At 61.0% G+C, this 18,587-nt stretch carries 19 protein-coding genes; 13 read left to right on the forward strand and 6 right to left on the reverse strand.

Going from position 1 to position 18,587, the window contains the following annotated elements; all coding sequences use genetic code 11:
- Positions 1–22 precede the first annotated feature (22 nt).
- Positions 23–1,102, forward strand: coding sequence for a YhjD/YihY/BrkB family envelope integrity protein (locus QKD99_RS07380; protein ID WP_284765949.1), 1,080 nt, complete (start codon positions 23–25; stop codon positions 1,100–1,102).
- A 56-nt stretch (positions 1,103–1,158) separates the two neighbouring features.
- Positions 1,159–2,091, forward strand: coding sequence for an RDD family protein (locus QKD99_RS07385; RefSeq protein WP_225745909.1), 933 nt, complete (start codon positions 1,159–1,161; stop codon positions 2,089–2,091).
- On the opposite strand, the gene QKD99_RS07390 is transcribed toward QKD99_RS07385, so the two are convergent.
- Positions 2,054–3,259 (reverse strand): serine hydrolase, encoded by a 1,206-nt coding sequence (locus QKD99_RS07390; protein ID WP_225745908.1) that lies wholly within the window; start codon positions 3,257–3,259, stop codon positions 2,054–2,056. The genes QKD99_RS07385 and QKD99_RS07390 overlap by 38 nt on opposite strands.
- 39 nt (positions 3,260–3,298) lie before the next feature.
- Here QKD99_RS07390 and QKD99_RS07395 point away from each other — a divergent pair, with 39 nt between their 5' ends.
- From QKD99_RS07395 to QKD99_RS07410, 4 genes are read left to right on the forward strand one after another with little or no spacing between them, the layout of a single operon-like run.
- Positions 3,299–4,189, forward strand: coding sequence for an adenosine deaminase (locus tag QKD99_RS07395; RefSeq protein WP_225745907.1), 891 nt, complete (start codon positions 3,299–3,301; stop codon positions 4,187–4,189).
- A gap of 21 nt (positions 4,190–4,210) precedes the next feature.
- Positions 4,211–4,888, forward strand: a complete 678-nt coding sequence (locus QKD99_RS07400; RefSeq protein ID WP_225745906.1) for a type 1 glutamine amidotransferase domain-containing protein — start codon at positions 4,211–4,213, stop codon at positions 4,886–4,888.
- On the forward strand, positions 4,889–5,920 hold the full coding sequence (locus QKD99_RS07405) for an alpha/beta hydrolase (RefSeq protein WP_347951122.1): 1,032 nt from the start codon (positions 4,889–4,891) through the stop codon (positions 5,918–5,920).
- 26 nt (positions 5,921–5,946) lie between these two features.
- Positions 5,947–6,147: a hypothetical protein gene (locus QKD99_RS07410; protein WP_225745904.1), complete on the forward strand. Its 201-nt coding sequence runs from the start codon at positions 5,947–5,949 to the stop codon at positions 6,145–6,147.
- 100 nt (positions 6,148–6,247) lie between these two features.
- Here QKD99_RS07410 and QKD99_RS07415 read toward each other — a convergent pair whose 3' ends face one another.
- Genes QKD99_RS07415 through QKD99_RS07425 form a run of 3 tightly spaced genes read right to left on the reverse strand, consistent with a single transcriptional unit; the run spans position 6,248 to position 8,761 of the window.
- On the reverse strand, positions 6,248–7,486 hold the full coding sequence (locus QKD99_RS07415; RefSeq protein WP_347951123.1) for a hypothetical protein: 1,239 nt from the start codon (positions 7,484–7,486) through the stop codon (positions 6,248–6,250).
- 51 nt (positions 7,487–7,537) lie between these two features.
- Entirely contained in the window at positions 7,538–8,482 is a 945-nt protein-coding gene (locus QKD99_RS07420; protein ID WP_347951124.1) for a C40 family peptidase, read from the reverse strand.
- Positions 8,483–8,761 carry a chemotaxis protein gene (locus QKD99_RS07425; RefSeq protein WP_225745901.1) on the reverse strand — a complete coding sequence of 93 codons (279 nt, stop codon included), beginning with the start codon at positions 8,759–8,761 and terminating at the stop codon, positions 8,483–8,485. It abuts the gene before it with no gap.
- A gap of 57 nt (positions 8,762–8,818) precedes the next feature.
- Between QKD99_RS07425 and upp the strand changes: the two genes are divergently transcribed.
- The 4 genes from upp to QKD99_RS07445 all read left to right on the forward strand — a co-directional run bounded on the left by upp (position 8,819) and on the right by QKD99_RS07445 (position 12,658).
- A complete protein-coding gene (gene upp / locus QKD99_RS07430) occupies positions 8,819–9,454 on the forward strand; it encodes a uracil phosphoribosyltransferase (RefSeq protein WP_049378022.1) in 636 nt (211 codons plus the stop codon).
- Between the two features lie 47 nt (positions 9,455–9,501).
- Complete coding sequence (locus QKD99_RS07435; protein ID WP_225745900.1) at positions 9,502–9,876, forward strand: helix-turn-helix transcriptional regulator; 375 nt, start codon at positions 9,502–9,504, stop codon at positions 9,874–9,876.
- 93 nt (positions 9,877–9,969) lie between these two features.
- A complete protein-coding gene (locus QKD99_RS07440; protein WP_086587867.1) occupies positions 9,970–11,160 on the forward strand; it encodes a M20 family metallopeptidase in 1,191 nt (396 codons plus the stop codon).
- A gap of 70 nt (positions 11,161–11,230) precedes the next feature.
- Positions 11,231–12,658: an NAD(P)H-quinone dehydrogenase gene (locus QKD99_RS07445; RefSeq protein ID WP_225745899.1), complete on the forward strand. Its 1,428-nt coding sequence runs from the start codon at positions 11,231–11,233 to the stop codon at positions 12,656–12,658.
- A 70-nt stretch (positions 12,659–12,728) separates the two neighbouring features.
- Here the strand turns inward: QKD99_RS07445 and QKD99_RS07450 are convergent, their stop codons facing one another.
- On the reverse strand, positions 12,729–14,042 hold the full coding sequence (locus QKD99_RS07450; protein ID WP_347951125.1) for a short-chain fatty acyl-CoA regulator family protein: 1,314 nt from the start codon (positions 14,040–14,042) through the stop codon (positions 12,729–12,731).
- 166 nt (positions 14,043–14,208) lie between these two features.
- Between QKD99_RS07450 and prpD the strand changes: the two genes are divergently transcribed.
- Genes prpD through QKD99_RS07465 form a run of 3 tightly spaced genes read left to right on the forward strand, consistent with a single transcriptional unit; the run spans position 14,209 to position 17,824 of the window.
- Positions 14,209–15,720, forward strand: coding sequence for a 2-methylcitrate dehydratase PrpD (gene prpD / locus QKD99_RS07455; protein ID WP_284815267.1), 1,512 nt, complete (start codon positions 14,209–14,211; stop codon positions 15,718–15,720).
- Positions 15,720–16,652 (forward strand): methylisocitrate lyase, encoded by a 933-nt coding sequence (prpB, locus tag QKD99_RS07460; RefSeq protein ID WP_347951126.1) that lies wholly within the window; start codon positions 15,720–15,722, stop codon positions 16,650–16,652. The genes prpD and prpB overlap by 1 nt, the downstream gene beginning before the upstream one ends.
- A gap of 14 nt (positions 16,653–16,666) precedes the next feature.
- Positions 16,667–17,824 carry a bifunctional 2-methylcitrate synthase/citrate synthase gene (locus QKD99_RS07465; RefSeq protein ID WP_347951127.1) on the forward strand — a complete coding sequence of 386 codons (1,158 nt, stop codon included), beginning with the start codon at positions 16,667–16,669 and terminating at the stop codon, positions 17,822–17,824.
- Between the two features lie 77 nt (positions 17,825–17,901).
- Here QKD99_RS07465 and QKD99_RS07470 read toward each other — a convergent pair whose 3' ends face one another.
- Positions 17,902–18,585 (reverse strand): transglycosylase, encoded by a 684-nt coding sequence (locus QKD99_RS07470; RefSeq protein WP_347951128.1) that lies wholly within the window; start codon positions 18,583–18,585, stop codon positions 17,902–17,904.
- Positions 18,586–18,587 lie beyond the last annotated feature (2 nt).

The raw sequence follows: 18,587 nt of genomic DNA on the forward strand, positions 1-18,587 counted from the left end.
GTGCGAGCAAGAAGGGAAGCACGTGCCTACCACCACGCAATCCTCCTCGAAGAAGACGGACCACTACGGCATCGAACGCGCCAATGCCGACGATCCCGGTGCGGTAGATAAGATTCGCTCCAAGTCCGGATTCGTTGACCACCTCATGCGCATGAACGAGCGCTACGGTGCCGAAGGCGGCAACCAGTTTGCCGCCGGCATCACCTATTATTCGGTGCTCTCCATCTTCCCGCTTGCCATGCTGATCGTGGCCACCGTCGCCGCCGTCTTGGCTAACCGCGAGGACCTGCTCAATGATCTGCAATCCCATATCACCAGTTCTATCGATGGCGATATGGGCGATACGGTTAACAAAATCCTCGATACCGCCATTGACCAACGCGGCGCCATGTTCGGTATCGGTGGTTTGACCACCCTGTGGTCCGGCCTGGGATGGATGAATAACCTGCGCATCGGTATCTCGGCGATGTGGGGTATCGATGCCAACGAGGGCGGTTCCTTCTTGAAGAAGAAGTTGTCTGACCTGGTGGGCCTCATTGGCCTTATCGTGGCGTTCCTCATCGCCTTTGGCGTGACCGCTGCCGGGTCCTCCGGCCTTACCCAGAAGATCTTTGAGCGCGTAGGAATCGAGTCCTTCTCGGGCATGGACCTGGTGATTTTCTTTGTCGGCTTGGCTGTGGGCCTTCTGGCCAACTTCATTGTCATGTGGTGGCTGATTATGATCCTGCCGCGCACCAAGGTTCCGAAGAAGTCCGGCCTTATCGGCGCAGCCATCGGTGCCGTCGCTTTCGAGCTGCTTAAGCAGCTGTCTACGGTCATCATGTCCTCTGCTACCGGCAGCCCTGCCGGCGCGGTCTTCGGACCGGTCATCGTGCTCATGGTGGTCATGTACCTAATCTGGCGCGTGGTGCTGTACGTCTCCGCGTGGACCGCCACCACCGCCGAGTCCCTGAAGTACGCTCACCCGCCGGTCCCAGAGCCGGCCGTTATTCGCGTCCGCAACGAGGTCAAGGAAGGCGCGCCTGCAGGTGCGACCTTCGGCGTTGGCGCCGCTGTAGGCGCCGCGGCCGTGGGCGCATGGAGCTTGTTGCGCCGTAAGTAAAATCTCCTCCTTAGGGGTGAGGCCGCCGCTGCCAGTGGGCTTTAAGATGGAGCATTATGAACGCCAATGACATCGCACCGAATCTTTATGAGGAATGGGGACTAGATCGCCGCGATGGCGAGCACGAGCTTTTAGTCTTGTTGGAGTCCAAGGATGTGCTGCTGCAGCAGCAAGGCCAAGACATTGAAGATCCGCGGCGCGCGCAGCTGCGCATCGCTGCCAGCGTCTTAGGCTCTGCTGCAAAGCGGTCCGAATACGATAAGGCGTGCGCGGCGGGAGTGCGCCCCACCTGGGGAGACCTAGGACAGCTGGGTGCGGTAGGGCAGTGGAACCCGCGGCCACAGCAAGCCCAGCAGCAAGCTCAGTCATTCCAGCCCGGTCAGGCGGCCGGGCCGGGGCGTCACGCTCAGCAGGAACCGCGATTTGCGCAGACCGCGAGCCCCTATGGGTCGCCATATTCGCGCAATCCCTTTGCCCCGCAGCACAATCCATTCCCGCCGGCAACGGCGAACGCTGCCGTCCCCGCACCGCTGGTACAGCACCCAGCGCCTGAAATTAGCCAGCGTGCCGGTCAAGATGCGCGCATCGGCATGGCCATTTTGGACCTCATCTTCTTTTCGCTCATTAGCGGCAGCTTCGGCGGCGCGCTGCTGTCCGGCGGCGTGGATGAGCTTTCGACGTTCATTGGCGGCGCTATCATCTTGCTGCTCTACACCTTGGGCACTGAGTGTTGGCTCGGCGCCAGCCCGGCTAAGCTGCTGATGGGCTACACGGTGCGCGATGTCGACACCAAAGAGCGGCTCACCCTCACCCAGTCCGCTAAGCGTCAGTGGTGGCGCCTAGTCAATATCGTGCCGGGCCCCGGTACGTTCGCCAGCTGGGTGGGCGCCGGCGTGCATACCTTCACCATTTCGGAGAAGAATAACCGCCGCGGCACCCACGATGAGTGGGCTAACGCCGAAGTAGTGAAAAAGCACCCACGCACATAGCCAGCAACACTACGGCGCCGGCGATAACCCAGCCGAGCCAGCCCTGCACCCCGTCCAAGGAAGAGTTCGCGGATTGCGCCTGGGCATCGGGCGCCGGCGTTGCCGCAGGGGACGCAGGGGAGTTGGCGTCGGAATGGGCGTCGGCAAGCAAATGCCCTACACCATCCCCGGGATGCACCTTATAGGCCTCGTGCAGCAGTTTCTGAGCCTGCTCCCACGCGCGCGGGCCGTGCTCCACGGTGGTATCGAGCAGCACCGCCTGCAGTCGCCGGCCATGGCGGTCAAGCGCGCCGACGAAGGTATGGTGTGCATCATCGGTAAAGCCCGTCTTGCCACCAATACCATCCGGATCATTGAGGAAGAGCCCGTTATCGTTGCCTAATTGGTAACCATCAAGGTCGCCCCAGCCGGGGAACTCCACGGACTCTGTATCCACAATCCGCGCGAAGGTCGGGTTATGGAAGGCCGCGCGGTAAATGCGGGAAATGTCCTCTGCCGAGGTAGACATGCCCGGGGCATCGAGCCCGGAGTAGCTGGCCGCATAAGTGGAATTCGTGCCGATCTCGGCCGCCTTGTCATTGACCTTGCGCAGCGTGGCCTCGTCCCCGCCCAGTTCCTGGGCCAGGGCGTGCGCGGCATCGTTGCCAGAGGCCATGAGCAAGCCCTGCAAAAGCTGTTCCACCGTGTACGTGCCGCCCGGGCCGATACCTACCGCTGAGCCATCAATCTGTGCCGATTCTTCGCCCACCTCGACCTTCTGGTGCAGATCCAGTTCGTCGATGACCACCAGCGCCAGCAGCGCCTTGATGATGGAGGCCGGCCGGTAGCGGCCGTTAGGGTCCTTCATCGCGATGATTTCGCCGGTATCGATATCGGAGACCATCCACGCCGCAGCCACCACATCCTTATCCACCTTGAACCCTTCGGGCAGGGTGGTGCCGCAGGCCTCATCGCTATCCACCGGCGGCAACGGGGTGGGGGAGGCCTGCCCAGGAGCGAGGCGCTCTGAGGTGGTGGTGGCCTTTTCCGGGCGCTCGGCGTGCGGGCACTTATCGGTATCCGGGGCGGCGGTACGCGTGGTGGTCGGAGTTTCCGGCTCTTCCGCCAGCGCGAGCGGTGCGCCGCTGAGCAGGACGGCAACGAGAGAACTAGCGATAATTCTTTTCATGACATGACACATCTTAGGCCCGTGCCTACGATGGGACGCATGCATGACGCGCCTTTGATTAGCCCTGAAAACAAGGACTCCGCCGCCGACGTGGTGGCCAAGCTGCCTAAGGTCTCCCTCTTTGAGACCATTAACTCCACGGCCGCCACGCCGGAGGAACTTACCGCGACCATCCGCGAGCGCTACGAAGCCTTGGCCGCCGATGGCGTGGTCTACGCGGAATTGCACCTGGATCCAGCAGCGATTGGCCTAGACGCTGCCGCGGTTGTCGAAGCCGCTGGTGCAGCCCGCATTCCTTCCCTCGACTCCCGCCTCGTCCTCGCCGGCACGGCCCCTGAGGCAGTAGTGCCTGACGACGCCCCCGTGGTGGGCTACAACCTGCCCCAGGACCAAGCGGGCACGGCCGCGGACTTCCGCGCCGCATACCTGCCCACCCAGATTCACGTGGGCGAGGACTTCGCAGAAGTAGAGCGCGCCGCCCAGGCCGGCGTGAACCGCCTTATCCACCCGGTGAATATGATCGATGACTTCACTGCGAATATTGAAGGCATCGTGCCGGGTAAGGCCTCTGGCTACATCCGCGACCGTCATATTCCCCTGGTCTTTACCCCACTAGAGGAGGCCGAGGAGCTGACCGACCACCCACTGCCACTGCTGCAACAGCTGGGTTTTACCTGCACCATTTCCTCGGGCGCGACTACCTTGACCAAGCAGTTCCTTGCGCTGAGTGAGACTTTTGGCTACGGGCTGGAGGAATTTTTCGATCTTACCGTCAAAGCGGTGGAGAATTCCTTCGCTGACCAGGAATTACGGCAGCATCTGCTAGAAACGGTTATCTTGCCAGCATACGAGGAACTATCTGATCCGGAGCTTGCTGGCCCGGACACGGAAGGGTCCCTCGCAGATGCTGCAGACGCCGCTGAAGAATAGAAACGATTAAAGGAGAATTACATGCCTTCCGTACTTTTTGTTGTTACCGCTGCTGAGGAATGGACACTGGCCGATGGCACCAAGCGCCCGACCGGCTATTGGGCCGAGGAGCTTATTGCCCCGCACCGCGTCTTCCAGGGCGCAGGCTGGGATATCCACTTCGCCACCCCGGGGGCGAAGGCTCCCGTCGTAGATGAGTACAGCCTGGAGGTGCTGCCCGATAACGTGCGCATGGCGCAGGAAAATTACCTGGCAGAGTTAGGCGTAGCGCTGGAGAACCCGATGAACCTGGCCGATGTCAATGAGGAAGACTATGACCTCATTTTCTACCCAGGCGGCCATGGCCCGATGGAGGATCTGGCCTATGACCAGGATTCCGCTAAGCTGCTGCAGGCTCGCATGGATTCCGGCCGCAAGCTTGCCTTGCTCTGCCACGCCCCAGCGGCGATGTTGGCCGTGGATAACGAGAACTGGACGTTCAAGGGCTACAAGATGACCGCCTTCAGCAACGCTGAGGAGGGCGAGGACGTCATCGCCGCCGCTAAGTGGGCGCTGGAGACCCGCCTGCGCGAGCTCGGCGCGGATTACCAGGAGACCGATCCGATGTCCCCGAACGTCATCGTGGATCGCAACCTGTACACCGGCCAGAACCCGGCTTCCTCTGAGCCGCTGGCACAGCGCATTCTGCGCGATTTCTAAATGCGCGTTTCGCAAGTGCTCAAGGCCGGGGTTGCCCTGACCGGCGTGGTCGGGGCAGCGGGCATGGCGGCGTATGCGCTCAGCCGCCGGCCGTACCTGCGTGAGGTGGCACCGGGGCTGCGCAGCCCGATTTTGTACCTGCCAATGCACCTGCTTGCCGACGCCACCTTTGCCCGAGCCAGCCGCTTCTTTGCCAGCATCGATTTCTCCCGTCCGGTGCGGCATGCGGTGGACGTGACGGAGTTTTCCGCTTCCTTCGATGGCCACGCCTTTAGCGCCCGCGTGCTTACCCCACGTGGCGATGCTCAGGGCGCAGCCACCGCTGGGCCGCGCCCCGTGGTGGTGTGGACGCACGGCGGCGGCCATCTTATCGGTGGACCGGCCATGTATGACCCGCAAAATGCCCGCATGGCGGCCGAGCTCGGTGCCATCGTGGTGGCCCCGCGCTACCACAAATCCACCCAGGAACCATTCCCCGCGGACCATGATGAGTGCTACGCCGCGCTGCGTTGGGTGCAAGAACACGGCGATAAGCTGGGCGGGGATACCTCGCGCATCGCGGTCGCTGGCGATAGCGCCGGCGGCGGCCTCGCCGCGGGTCTGGTGCAGCGTGCCTTTGATGAGGGCCATCCGGTCCGCGCGCTCGGCCTGGTCTATCCCATGCTGGATCACCGCACCACGGATAAGTCCGGTGCGGTGGGCCAATTCATCTGGACGGCGGGCCCGAACCGCGGCGCGTGGTCGATGTATCTGGGGGATGACCACCTGGATGTTGACCTGCCGCCCTATGCTTCACCGGCCACGCGCAGTGATCTTTCCGGCCTGCCGCCCACGTGGATCGGGGTAGGCGGCATCGACCTTTTCTGCGATGAATCCGTGGCTTTTGCCCAAGACCTCGATGCGGCCGGCGTGGACACCACCCTGGATGTGTGGGCCGGCGCCTATCACGGGTTTGACCAGATTAAACCCAAGGCCCCGCAATCGCGCGAGCTTATCGACGCCCTCATTGACCACCTTGGCCGCCACCTCTAAAGTCACCTATTAAGGGAGGCTGAGCAATGAAATACAACACGCACGTGTCGTGGGTCGTAACTTTCATCAGCCTTATTGTGCTCGGCCTGATTCTGGGCGTGGTCTTTGGGATAGGAACCCTGGGCCGATCCATTGTTGGCCTCAGTGCCTTTGTTGTGTGGCTGATTTTCGATAAATACATGCGCGACCGGACCCGACGCCAAGAGGAAGAAGCGCCGGGCCGCTAGACGCAAAAAGCCGCCCCTCTCCGCCCAGCTGCGGTGCAGTGGGGCAGAGGCTAGGGCGGCGGATGTTACGCGCGGCCGGGGCCGCTCGAACCGTGCGGGTTTAGAACTTAGAGAAGCGCTTGATGAGCATGTCCTCCAAGCCCTTCCAAGACTCGGCGTGCTCGTTATATGGCTTGGACGGTACGTAGCCGGCGTGCTCGGTGGAGCCGAGCATGTAGCCCAAGTAGTCCTGCAGGCGCGGGTGAGCCAGCATATAGGAGTTGATGGAATCGTCGCCGGCCCAGTCGGCAGCATCGGCGCATACCTCATAGCAGCGCGCCATCTGATCGGAATCGACGGCCTCTGGGCCCTTTTCGATATCGCGCACGATGCCGTTGAAGGAGTACTGGTTATCCGGGTGGACCTGAACTTCTAGCTCGCCGGCATTAGCGGCGGCGACAACCTCTTCCCAGGTGGATACGCGTGCCAGGTCGTGGTCATCGTTGTCCATGATCCAGCGCACGAGGGTCTTCGGGGAATCGAAGGTGAAGATCTCGCCCCACTTGCCCAAGAAGATGGGCTTGCCGTCCAGGTAGGTGCGCAGGGTGTAGACGGACTTGGACTGCGCGGTGATCTTGATGGGATCGATGCCGGCGGCGGCCCACGGGGAGTTATCGTACGGGTCAGCGGCCTCGGCGGCGGCCTTGCGCTTTTCCTCGGCTTCCTTGGCCGCAGCGGCGGAGGCGGCGGCAGCAGAAGAGATGCGCTCCTTGGCATCGGAAACCTTGGCCGCATCAAAGTCATCGCTGGAGACCACGCGGACGTGCTCATCCAGGTTCTCGATGACCTTCTTCCAGTTGCCGGCGATGACGTGGCCCACGCCGGACCACTCGCTCATGCCCTGTTCGCCGGAGTAGTGGTCGGCGCCGCGAGAGACATTGCGCAGGATGGAGTGGGAGGCGAAGAAGATGGTGGTGTGCTCTGCACCGGCGACGTCGGCAAGCGCAGAGGCCATCTCCAGGTTGCGGGCCACCGTGGATACGTTCCGGTGGCTCGGGCGACCAGCCAGCGCCTCCGGCATGCCGATGAGGTCATACTCATCGCGCTCGGCCGGGGTAACGCGGTCCGCATCGCGGCCAGCAAACTGGTCCCACTGCGGGTGGTCCAGCAAATCGTGCTTAGTGTCAGACTCCACGAAGCACAGCAGCTCGGCGGGTGAGTTAAAGGCTAGGACGGCCTCGTCGTCGCCCAAAAAGGCCTGCCACTCGGAGCCATTTTGGCGCCACTTGGGTGCCCAGAGGGTATAAAAATCGCCCTCGGTCAGCGAGAGCTTTACAGGTACAATTGCGCGGGTGCTCATGGCGTTTTAGTCTACCCAACGCCCTAAGCAGCGCGCGAGAGCGCACCGGCCTTAGGCCGTGGGGCGCCAAAATCCTTTGAATTGCATGCCCATATTCGTGGTGCGCAGCGGGTTGGTTTGCACCGGGTCGCCGGCCTCCACGATTTCGCCATTGCCGGAATACATTGCCACGTGCCCATCCCATACCACTAGGTCACCGGGCTGCAATTGATCCGCGCTGACCTGCTGACCAACCGCCTGCTGGTCCGCCGTGCGCGGCAATTCCACTCCGGCCTGTGAATATGCCCATTGGGTAAGGCCTGAGCAATCGAAGCCACCGTTTCCAGTGCCACCCCATACGTAGGGCTGTCCCACTTGGCTCTTCGCCGCGGCGACCGCGGCCTGCCCGGCGGCCGAACCACCCTCGGCAGAAGACTCTGGTGCGGGCGGGGGAGAAGGCGCGTCGTGTGGGGCAGCATCGGCGCCGGCCCCATCGTCCGCCGCGGATTGTTCTGGAAGAGCGGTGGCTTGCTGGGCGCCGGTGGGGCTTACGGGGGCATCGGCAAGCGCGGAGTGCACCGGCTGCTGCGCTACGAGCTGCAAGGACTGAGCGGCCGCGCTGAGATCACCCACCAGGCGCTGCACGCGGGCAGTGGCCATGCCCAAGTGCTGGGAGATAAGCGCACGCAGCTGAGCCAGAGCGGCGGCACGCGCCGACGGATCCAGCGACAGGAAACCCAGCGCGGTGGGCAGGGCCTGGCGCACCAGCTGCGTAGCGATGCCCACCAGATCCCGGATGGTACCCGCTACCAAGGTGCGGGCCTGGCTGAGCGCGGCAGAGATGGTTGCATTATCGAGATCGATATTTTTCGCCGATTCGAGTAGGGGAGCGGGATTGCCGTGGGCGATAGCGGCCAAAGGCTCGGCGGCGGAAAGATCCGGCACGCGGGGAAGCTCAACCTCCGGAAGCTGCGCCGGTTGCATGGTGGCAATCTGCTTGAGCGCGGTATCGAGCATCTACATCGCCGCCCCAAGGTGCTGGCCTAGCGAGGCATCGGTGTCTTCTGCTTCGCGCGACATCTGGAATCCGGAGTGGGCAACCTGCCCCATATCGTTGCGCAGCACGCTCATGCGCGCGCCCACATTATCGAGCGCGGCATGCACGGCCTCATTGAAAGCTGTGAATGCGGAATCTTCAGGCAAAATTGGATGGGGCGGATTCTCCACTTGGGACTGGGCGTGCAGGTCGCGGGCGAGGTGGCGGGCATAGTCAGTATCGATCGTGAAAGGTCTCATGCCCTATTGGACTGCCCGATGGCCCATTTGGTTCCCAAAAAGTTTAAAGTGGTGGTCATGGACATCCACGTAGTAGACCACCCGCTTGCCGCCTCCCGCCTTACCCTCATGCGCGATGCGCGCAGCGATAACTCCGCTTTCCGCGCCGCCCTGAAAGACTTGGGCGCCATGCTTGTCTATGAAGCATCCCGCGACCTTGCCGTGGAGAACTTCGACTGCGCCACCCCGGTTTCTACCGCACAGGGAACCCGCCTGCAGGACCCGCCCATCATCGTGCCGATCATCCGCGCCGGGCTGGGCATGGTGGACCCGGCCCTGTCTATGATTCCGGATGCGCAGGTCGGCTTCATTGGCATGGCCCGCAACGAAGAGACGCACGAGCCGGTGCCGTACCTGGAGGCATTGCCGGAGGACCTGACCGGCCGTACGGTGTTCGTGGTGGATCCAATGCTGGCCACCGGTGGTTCCCTGCTGCACGCATTGCGCCTGCTCGCTGGCCGCGGCGCCACCGATATCACCGCCATCTGCATGGTCTCGGCGCAGCCGGGTGTGGATGCGCTGGCTGAATCCGATCTGCCGGTGCGCCTAGTCACCGCCGCTATCGATCCTTCGCTCAACGAGGATGCTTATATCGTGCCGGGCTTGGGCGATGCTGGTGACCGCCTCTACGGTCCGCGCAATATCGACCTTTAAGGTAATCTTCTCCCTGGAAAGGCGACCGCACTTTCCAGGGGGAGAATATGAGTTTCATTCATCTAATGTGGTCGAGCTACGGCCACGGATTTTCGCAACAATTGCGGCGGGTGCGACAGCGTCGGGGGATTTCGCAACAGGCGCTGGCGGAGATTTCTGGGGTATCGCGCAGCCAAATTTCCAATCTGGAGCGCAACGAAAATGGCATGCACGCCATGGCCGATCCGCAGCTGTCTACGGTATATAAGCTGGCCTTGGCTCTAGAAATCCCGCCGGCGGTGCTGCTGCCGGCCGGTGGGGACGTGGTGGAAGGACATTTGACCGATTCCGCGGTGGCCGTCGCCGAGGACGTCGCGCCTTTCCCGCAAGGCTATGTGGACCGGCGTCGGTTTGCCGCCACGTGGAACGGCGCCCTGAACTAGCGCACCCCGCATCACCACCTGAGTTACTGAACCGCATGGTCTAGTTGTAGACTTTGCACCCAGACGTATTTCAACGACAGGGAAGGCACGCGGATGATCTCGGAATTCATCAACGAGTGGTTCAATGCCCACCGTGCGGAGGTCATCGCGTGGCGGCGCCATATCCACCGCCACCCGGAAACCGCGAACCAAGAGGTGGAAACCACCAACTTCCTAGCCTCTATCCTGCAGGACTATGGCTTGGAGCCACAGCGCTTCCCACAGACCGGCCTCATGGTAGACATAGGCCCCGATACGGAGCTAGGCCGGCTGGCCTTCCGCGCCGATATCGACGCCCTGCCGGTCACCGAGGTCACCGGGCTGGAATATACCTCCGAAGTTCCCGGAAAGATGCATGCCTGCGGCCACGACGTGCACACCACCGTGGCGCTCGGTCTGGCCTGTGCATTGGCGGATTTCCAGCGCGTCCACGACCTGCCGCTGGGCATTCGCGTCATCTTCCAGCCGGCCGAAGAGGTATGGGTCGGCGGTGCGACCGACGTCATTGAATGGGGCGCGCTGGAGGGCGTGCATTCCATTTTTGCCATCCACGCCGAGCCCAAGCTGCGCGTGGGGCGCATCGGTATCCGCGCCGGGGCGATCACTTCTGCTACCGACGTGGTGGAGCTCAATATCAAGGGCCCAGGCGGGCATACCTCCCGGCCGCACCTGTCGGCCGATGTCGTCTATGCCCTGGGCAAGGTCATCACTGAACTGCCCGCGCTGCTTTCGCGCCGCGTTGACCCACGCACCGGCACCGTTTTGGTTTTTGGCCAGGTCAATTCCGGCTATGCGCCCAATGCCATTCCGGAGACCGGCAGCTTGACCGGCACCATGCGCACGGCGGATATTGGCATCTGGCGCGATATGCAAAGCCTCTTTACCGAGCTGGTGGATCAAATCCTTGCGCCGGTAGGCGTAGAACATGAGCTGACCTATAACCGCGGCGTTCCGCCGGTGCTTAACGACGACGTCGCAACCGCCCTGCTTGCCTCCGCAGCCCAATCCATCGATCCGCAGGCCGTCGTGCAAGCCCCGCAATCCTCCGGCGGCGAGGACTTTTCCTGGTACCTAGAAAAGGTCCCCGGTTCCATGGCGCGGCTTGGCTGCTGGTCCGGCGAGGGCGAGCAGCATGACCTGCATATGGGCGATCTCATCGTGGATGAGCGGGCCATAGGTGTGGGCATCAAGCTCTTCGGCGCCGTGGTTGAGCAGTTCATTGGGGAGAATGCGGAGACAGACTAACGCGCTTTAAGGTCCTACACGTTAGACTCGTAAGCGACTTTTAAAGTGGAGCTGATAAAGGAGCAAGTGCGTGTTGAACCAGACCAAGCGAATTGTCATCATCGGCGGTGGCCCGGCAGGCTATGAAGCCGCATTGGCAGGCGCCAAGTATGGTGCAGAAATCACCATTATTGAAGACCAAGGCATGGGCGGTAACAGCGTTATCTTGGACTGCGTTCCTTCCAAGTCCTTCATCGCCGGCGCTAATATCAAGACCGACTTGCGCCGCGCCGAGGATATGAAGCTCAACGAAGGCATTGGCCAGGCCCACCTCTCCCTGACCGCTCTGAATAAGCGTGTGCAGGACCTGGCAAGCAAGCAGTCCTCCGATATCCGCGCCACGGTGGAATCCCTAGGCGCCCGCGTTATTGACGGCCGCGGCTACTTCCCAGAGGATCAGGAAGCCGATGCCTTTGGCGGCCACAAGGTCACCGCGGTATTCAACGAGGACGGCCACGAGGAAACCATTAACGCAGATCTTGTCTTGGTAGCCACCGGCGCCACCCCTCGCATTCTCCCCGGCGCTCAGCCGGATGGCGAGCGCATCCTTACCTGGCAGCAGGTCTACAACCTCACTGAGCTGCCGGAGCACCTCATCGTCGTCGGTTCCGGCGTCACCGGTGCCGAGTTCGTCTCCGCCTTTGCAGAGCTGGGTGTGAAGGTCACTATGGTTGCCTCCCGCGACCGTATTTTGCCGCATGACGACGCCGATGCGGCCGACGTCCTCGAGACCGTGCTGAGCGAGCGCGGCGTGGAACTGGAAAAGAACTGCCGCGTGGAAACCGTCAACCGCACCGAGGATGGCAACGTCCTGGTCACCACGCAGGACGGCCGCGAAATCACCGGCTCCCACGTCATCATGTCCATCGGCTCTGTCCCGAATACCCAGGACCTCAAGCTGGAGAATGTCGGCGTGGAAACCGCCAAGTCCGGCCACATTCAGGTCGACCGCGTCTCCCGCACCAATATTGCCGGCATCTACGCCGCTGGCGACTGCTCTGACCTCTTCCCATTGGCGTCCGTCGCCGCAATGCAGGGCCGCGTAGCCATGTACCACGCACTGGGTGAGGGCGTTTCCCCGCTGCGCCTGAAGACCGTGGCCAACGCCGTCTTCACCCGTCCGGAAATCGCCGCCGTCGGTTTCACCCAGGCAGAGATTGAGGCCGGCGAAGTCGCCGCCCGCACCATCACCATGCCGCTCAATACCAACCCGCGAGCCAAGATGCGTTCCCTGCAGCACGGCTTTGTCAAGCTCTTCTGCCGCGCCACCTCTGGCCGCGTTATCGGTGGCGTCATCGTTGCGCCGACCGCCTCCGAGCTCATTCTGCCCATTGCCATGGCCGTGACGAACCAGCTCACCGTGAACCAGCTGGCCGATTCCTTCGCCGTATACCCGTCCCTGTCGGGCACCATCACCGAGGCTGCACGACGCCTCGTTGCCCACGACGATCTGGAGTAAACGAAACCAATTCCTCTCTTCGCGCCCGCACTCGATAAGCAGTCGAGATCGGGCGCTTTTTCATGCGCCGCTAAAAGGTGGAGTAAGAATGCTCGGCGGTGCGATTGAGTGAAACCTGGATGGCGCGATCCGCTTGAGGAAGAGCACGCTGGGGGCAATGCTCGCGCGGGCAAGCGGTACAACCAGGGCCGATAGGGGTGGCGGCGGATACGTCTAAATTAAGCGCATCGGCGTAGACAATGCGGTCGGCCTCAGAGATATCGCAGCCTAAGCCCACGGCGAACTCTTTACGAGGGGTTCCCCAAGATTGTGCGGTTCCTTGCACAAAGCGACCTATCCACAGGTAGACGTGACCGTCTGGCATGGCGGCTACCTGGCGGGTGATGCGATTGGGCGTCTCAAAGGCGCGGTGGACTACCCATAATGGGCATGACCCGCCCGAGCGGGCGAAGTGGAAGGCGGTGGAGGATTGGCGCTTGGAGATATTCCCAGCGCGGTCGGTGCGGATGAAGGAAAAGGGCACGCCGGTAAGGCCTGGGCGCTGGAGGGTGGCCAGGCGTTGTGCGGTGGTTTCGAAACCGGTGCCAAAGTAGTTGCACAAAAGGTCGATATCGTAGCGGGTCTTCTCAGCCATCGACAGGAACGGTTGATAGGGCATGGTGACCGCGGCCGCGAAGTACTGTGCGAGCCCTAAGGTAGCTAGTTCTTGCGCCTCGCCGGCAGGAAGCTCGGAGACGAGGTTATCGCAGACATCGCGGTAGGCGAGCAGGCAGTATTGGAGCGCCATTTCAAAGACCAATTGGGCTTCGGAAAGGCCGTCACGAAGCGCAAGCTCCCGGGTGTCTGGATCGAAGTCGCGGCGTGGCCCCGGCCGGGAAAAGCGGACGGTAACGCCGAGGTCCTCGTGCATGCGGGACGCTAAACGGCCACGGCGTAGCACCCGGTCACCGAGCTGGCCGGCGAGCTCTTCAGCTAGGACATCGAGCTCGTGGATGTAGTTATGGGCGTCGTAGAAAAAATCACGGACAAGCTCAAAAGGGGAGCGCTCCCGCGCTGGGGCGCGGGTGGCGACGTCGACGAAACGGGGCATGAGCTCCGGAAAGCGCGAGGCTAGGTCGGCCAAGGAGTCTTCGGCAGCGTCGGGAAAGATGCGGCGCAGGTCGGTGATGGTGCGCGTATCGCGGTCGTCTGCGAAATATCCGGGATCCACATTGAAGCGCTGGGTCAGCTGCATGAGCACGGTGACGGTAAGCGGGCGTTGATCGTTTTCGAGCTGGTTGAGGTAGCTGGTTGATAGTCCCAACTGTTTGGCCATCGCTACCTGTGTTAGCCCCCGCTGCTTGCGCAGTGCATGGATTCGTGCCCCCGCATAATGCTTGGTCATCGCTAGTTCGGCCACCTTTCGCCGCCGTGAACAGAAGAAACCACAAGGTTTGCAGATTCCACTGAATCGTTCCGCTAGATTACACACACCCTACTTATAGCGCAGAGCACATTCAAGCATTTAGTGTGATGTGAGACGCACCGCAGAGTGAAGGAGGACCCATCTAGTGAAGAAGCACGAGGTACGCACCCATAAATCCGCCGAGGAATTTCCCTATGAGGAACACTTGGCATACAAGGTGGCAGAAGTGGCCGCGGACCCCGTAGAGGTCCCAGCTGAGACCACCGACATGATTATTAACCGCATTATCGACAACGCAGCTGTGGCTATGGCCTCCGTGGCACGGGGGCCTGTAACCTCCGCCCGCACCATGGCGCAGGCACACCCGGTAAGCGAGGGAGGTTCCACTGTATTTGGTGTGGATGGAGCCTACTCGGCCGAATGGGCCGCCCTAGCCAACGGCACAGCGGTCCGTGAGCTGGACTATCACGACACCTTCCTCGCCGCTGAATACTCGCACCCAGGGGACAATATTCCGCCGCTTCTTGCTACCGCGCAGCACAAGGGCCTTAGCGGCCGTGATCTTATCCGCGGCATCGCTACCGGCTATGAAATCCAGGTCAACCTCGTTAAGGGAATTTGCCTGCACGAGCACAAGATTGACCATGTAGCGCACCTCGGGCCCTCCGTGGCCGCCGGCATCGGTACCATGCTCGGTTTGGATAGGGACACGATCTACCAGGCGGTGGGTCAGGCGTTGCACACCACGACCGCCACCCGCCAATCCCGCAAGGGACTGATTTCTTCCTGGAAGGCCTATGCCCCAGCCTTCGCGGGAAAAATGGCCATTGAGGCCGTCGACCGGGCGATGCGTGGCGAGGGCGCACCGGCGCCCATCTGGGAAGGCGAGGATGGATTCATCGCGTGGATGCTGCACTCGCCGGAGCGCACTTACTCCGTCCCGCTGCCGGAGGACGGCGAGCCAAAACGAGCCATCTTGGATACCTACACCAAGGAACACTCGGCCGAATACCAGGCCCAAGCTCCCATCGATATGGCCTTTGCATTGAAGAAAACCCTGGCAGAAAGGGGACTGAGGACAGCGGATATCGAGTCCATCGTTCTGCATACCTCGCACCACACGCACTATGTCATCGGTACCGGTGCCAATGATCCGCAAAAGATGGATCCCTCTGCTTCCCGGGAGACGCTGGATCATTCCATCATGTACATCTTTGCCGTCGCCCTTGAGGACGGCGAGTGGGACCACGAGGCTTCTTATGCTCCCGAGCGTGCCAACCGCCCGGAGACCATCGAACTTTGGCACAAGATTTCCACCGTCGAGGACCCCGAGTGGACCCGCCGTTATCACTCCAACGACCTTTCTGAAAAGGCCTTTGGTGGCAAGGCTGTGATCACTTTCAAAGACGGCACGGTGGTAGAAGATGAGCGCGCCGTTGCTGACGCCCACCCGCTTGGTGCCCGACCCTTTGCGCGCGAGCAATACATAGAGAAGTTCAGAAAACTCGCAAACGGCATCGTGGACGAGGCCGAACAAGAGCGCTTCCTCAACGCCGTCCAAAACTTGGAAAATCTCACTGACCTTACCGAGTTAAACGTGCGGGTGACCGATGCTCACCTCGCCGCCGCACCCCAGAAACCGGAAGGACTCTTCTAATGGCTGGACTATTTGGCTCTTTGAAAACTCCCGCGGAAAAGCGCCAGCAATTCCGCGCCGACCTTGAATCCGGCACCATTACCCGATTGCCAGGCGCGTTCAATCCCCTGACCGCGCGCTTAATTCAGGATATCGGTGGTTTCGGCGGAGTTTATGTCTCCGGCGCGGTGCTGGCCAATGATTTGGGCCTTCCCGATATTGGCCTGACCACCTTGACTGAGGTAGCACAGCGCTCGGGCCAGATTGCCCGCGCGACGGCCCTGCCCGTGCTTGTCGACGCCGACACGGGCTTCGGCGAACCCATGTCCGCCGCCCGCACCATAGCCGCACTCGAAGACGCGGGCCTGGCCGGATGCCACCTTGAAGACCAGGTCAACCCGAAGCGCTGCGGCCACCTCGACGGCAAAGAAGTGGTGGACACAGATATTATGCTCCGCCGTATTAGCGCCGCGGTCAACGAGCGGCGCGACCCTAACTTCATTGTTTGTGCCCGCACCGATGCCGCAGGAGTCAATGGCATCGATGACGCCATCGACCGTGCAAAGGCTTACGCCGATGCTGGTGCGGACCTTATCTTCACTGAGGCGTTGTACCAGCCAGCAGACTTTGAAAAATTCCGCGCCGCTGTTGACACCCCGTTGCTGGCAAATATGACCGAATTCGGCAAGACCGAGTTGCTTTCGGCGCAACAGCTAGAAGACCTCGGCTATAACGCAGTCATCTGGCCTGTCTCCACCTTCCGCGTGGCTATGGGCGCCACCGAAGATTTCCTGCGGGATATGCATGAAACCGGCTTGCAAACCGACTGGCTCGAGCGCATGCAACACCGTTCCCGCCTTTATGAGCTGGTGCGCTACGAGGAATACAACGACTTCGACCAATCCGTATTCACCTATTCCAAAGACACCTACCGACCAACCTTCGAAAGCTAAGGAGAATTCCCACCATGTCCGATAAGAACCAGACCCCCGAAATCCGCAAGGGCCTGTATGGCGTCGTCGTCGATGAGACTGCCGTGTCCAAGGTCGTCCCTGAGACCAACTCACTGACCTACCGCGGCTATCCCGTCCAAGAGCTTGCCCGCTATTGCTCCTTCGAGGAAGTGGCTTATCTGCTGTGGAACGGCAAGCTACCGGGGCAGGAATCCCTCATCCGTTTCTCTGCCCGCGAGAAAGCCCTGCGCCACTTGGAGCGCCATGTCATTGACCTCATTATGTCCATGCCGCTGTCGTGCCACCCAATGGACGTTCTGCGTACCGCCATTTCCTATATCGGTTCCCAAGACCCAGAGGAATATACCAAGGACTCTGAACATATCCGTCGTACCGCGCTTGAGCTAATGGCCAAGATTCCCACGATCATTGCTCTCGATATCCGACGCCGCCGCGGTGAAGGCTACATCCAACCTTCTCGCAAGAAGGGCTTTGCGGAGAACTTCCTGTGGATGGTCTTCGGTGATGAGGAAGGCTCCCCAGCTACCAACCGCGCCGATATCGAGGCCTTTGATAAGTCCCTCATTCTCTACGCTGAGCACTCTTTTAACGCCTCCACCTTCGCCGCCCGCGTGGTGACCTCCACTATGTCCGATACGTATTCCGCCATTGTTGCGGCCATCGGCGCTCTCAAGGGGCCATTGCATGGCGGTGCCAACGAGGCAGTTATGAAGAACTTCCTGGAGGTTGGCGATCCTGCCAAGGCCGAAGAGTGGACCAAGAAGAAGCTGGCCAACAAGGAACTGGTCATGGGCTTTGGCCACCGCGTTTACAAAAACGGCGATTCCCGAGTTCCCACCATGGAGGCAGCGTTTAAGGAGCTGGCCGAACAACACGACCAGACCCAGTGGGTTGAGATGTACGACATCATGGCCAAGACGATGGAGGAAAACACCTCCATCAAGATCAAACCCAACCTCGACTTCCCGGCTGGACCTGCCTATCACATCCTGGGCTTTGACATTGAATTCTTCACGCCAATCTTTGTGATGGCCCGCATTACCGGTTGGACTGCGCACATCGTAGAGCAGAACGAGAATAACTCGCTTATCCGCCCGTTATCCGCTTATAACGGCGAGGAGCAGCGTTCGGTCCCGCCGAAGTCCTTCTAAAGCTCACAAGCTCCCCCCTCCTCCAGAGACAATTTTCATTCTCGGGGTGGGGGGAGTAGCCGTTTTCCACGGATAGTCTAAGGCTGGACTCGCCGCGCTAACTGATGCATCACCAGTGAGAAAACGATGACAGTCAAAGCAGAGAAGAAGAATAAACCCGGCCAAGGGGCGCCGATGTGGACCGTCCCCAGGCTATCAATAAGAATTCCCAGCAGGAGTGCTGCTGCATAGAAGCCGACAAGAATGCCAACAATAAGCAAGAACCGTGTGAACAGAGAACGTTGTTTGGCGCTACTGACCACTAAGCCGATGAACGTGCCGATGTATCCGGTAAGTAGGTGACCGCAAATAAAGCTTCCCAAGGTCGCGACTCGAGCGAAGAGAGGCCTGAGACCGGAACTGCCAGGAGAGATAACCCACGACGAGTACATGTCTACGCCAGCGCGTAGCGCGACATAAAATGTCAGCCAAGCAATGGCGCCGAATACGAACGCGGCTAGCCATAGGGTCGCGTGCATGCTCATCAGCCACTGCTGTGGGCGCATTCCCAGTCCACGAAGGGCCCGGTATTCAGTTGCGGTGAAGGCGCAGTAGAGGCCCCAAATGAATACGGCGAGAATTCCCCAGCCAGCAGGGTTAGCGCTAATCGTTGTTGGGTCGGTGGGCAGGAAATAAGGCACGCTCCACAGCAATGCGACGATAATGCAAACGGCGATAAAGGTCTTTGTGGCGTTGAGATTAAAGGTCTTAAGCAGTTTCATGG

Source organism: Corynebacterium sp. c3Ub_189 (assembly GCF_039907195.1).
Classification (GTDB): domain Bacteria; phylum Actinomycetota; class Actinomycetes; order Mycobacteriales; family Mycobacteriaceae; genus Corynebacterium.

What these genes read in the sequence shown, in the direction of transcription:
- QKD99_RS07385 (WP_225745909.1), top strand. Translation starts at nt 1,159, where the DNA reads ATGAACGCCAATGACATCGCACCGAATCTTTATGAGGAATGGGGACTA.
- QKD99_RS07390 (WP_225745908.1), bottom strand. Translation starts at nt 3,259, where the DNA reads ATGAAAAGAATTATCGCTAGTTCTCTCGTTGCCGTCCTGCTCAGCGGC.
- QKD99_RS07395 (WP_225745907.1), top strand. Translation starts at nt 3,299, where the DNA reads ATGCATGACGCGCCTTTGATTAGCCCTGAAAACAAGGACTCCGCCGCC.
- QKD99_RS07400 (WP_225745906.1), top strand. Translation starts at nt 4,211, where the DNA reads ATGCCTTCCGTACTTTTTGTTGTTACCGCTGCTGAGGAATGGACACTG.
- QKD99_RS07405 (WP_347951122.1), top strand. Translation starts at nt 4,889, where the DNA reads ATGCGCGTTTCGCAAGTGCTCAAGGCCGGGGTTGCCCTGACCGGCGTG.
- QKD99_RS07410 (WP_225745904.1), top strand. Translation starts at nt 5,947, where the DNA reads ATGAAATACAACACGCACGTGTCGTGGGTCGTAACTTTCATCAGCCTT.
- QKD99_RS07415 (WP_347951123.1), bottom strand. Translation starts at nt 7,486, where the DNA reads ATGAGCACCCGCGCAATTGTACCTGTAAAGCTCTCGCTGACCGAGGGC.
- QKD99_RS07420 (WP_347951124.1), bottom strand. Translation starts at nt 8,482, where the DNA reads ATGCTCGATACCGCGCTCAAGCAGATTGCCACCATGCAACCGGCGCAG.
- QKD99_RS07425 (WP_225745901.1), bottom strand. Translation starts at nt 8,761, where the DNA reads ATGAGACCTTTCACGATCGATACTGACTATGCCCGCCACCTCGCCCGC.
- upp (WP_049378022.1), top strand. Translation starts at nt 8,819, where the DNA reads ATGGACATCCACGTAGTAGACCACCCGCTTGCCGCCTCCCGCCTTACC.
- QKD99_RS07435 (WP_225745900.1), top strand. Translation starts at nt 9,502, where the DNA reads ATGAGTTTCATTCATCTAATGTGGTCGAGCTACGGCCACGGATTTTCG.
- QKD99_RS07440 (WP_086587867.1), top strand. Translation starts at nt 9,970, where the DNA reads ATGATCTCGGAATTCATCAACGAGTGGTTCAATGCCCACCGTGCGGAG.
- QKD99_RS07450 (WP_347951125.1), bottom strand. Translation starts at nt 14,042, where the DNA reads ATGACCAAGCATTATGCGGGGGCACGAATCCATGCACTGCGCAAGCAG.
- prpB (WP_347951126.1), top strand. Translation starts at nt 15,720, where the DNA reads ATGGCTGGACTATTTGGCTCTTTGAAAACTCCCGCGGAAAAGCGCCAG.
- QKD99_RS07465 (WP_347951127.1), top strand. Translation starts at nt 16,667, where the DNA reads ATGTCCGATAAGAACCAGACCCCCGAAATCCGCAAGGGCCTGTATGGC.
- QKD99_RS07470 (WP_347951128.1), bottom strand. Translation starts at nt 18,585, where the DNA reads ATGAAACTGCTTAAGACCTTTAATCTCAACGCCACAAAGACCTTTATC.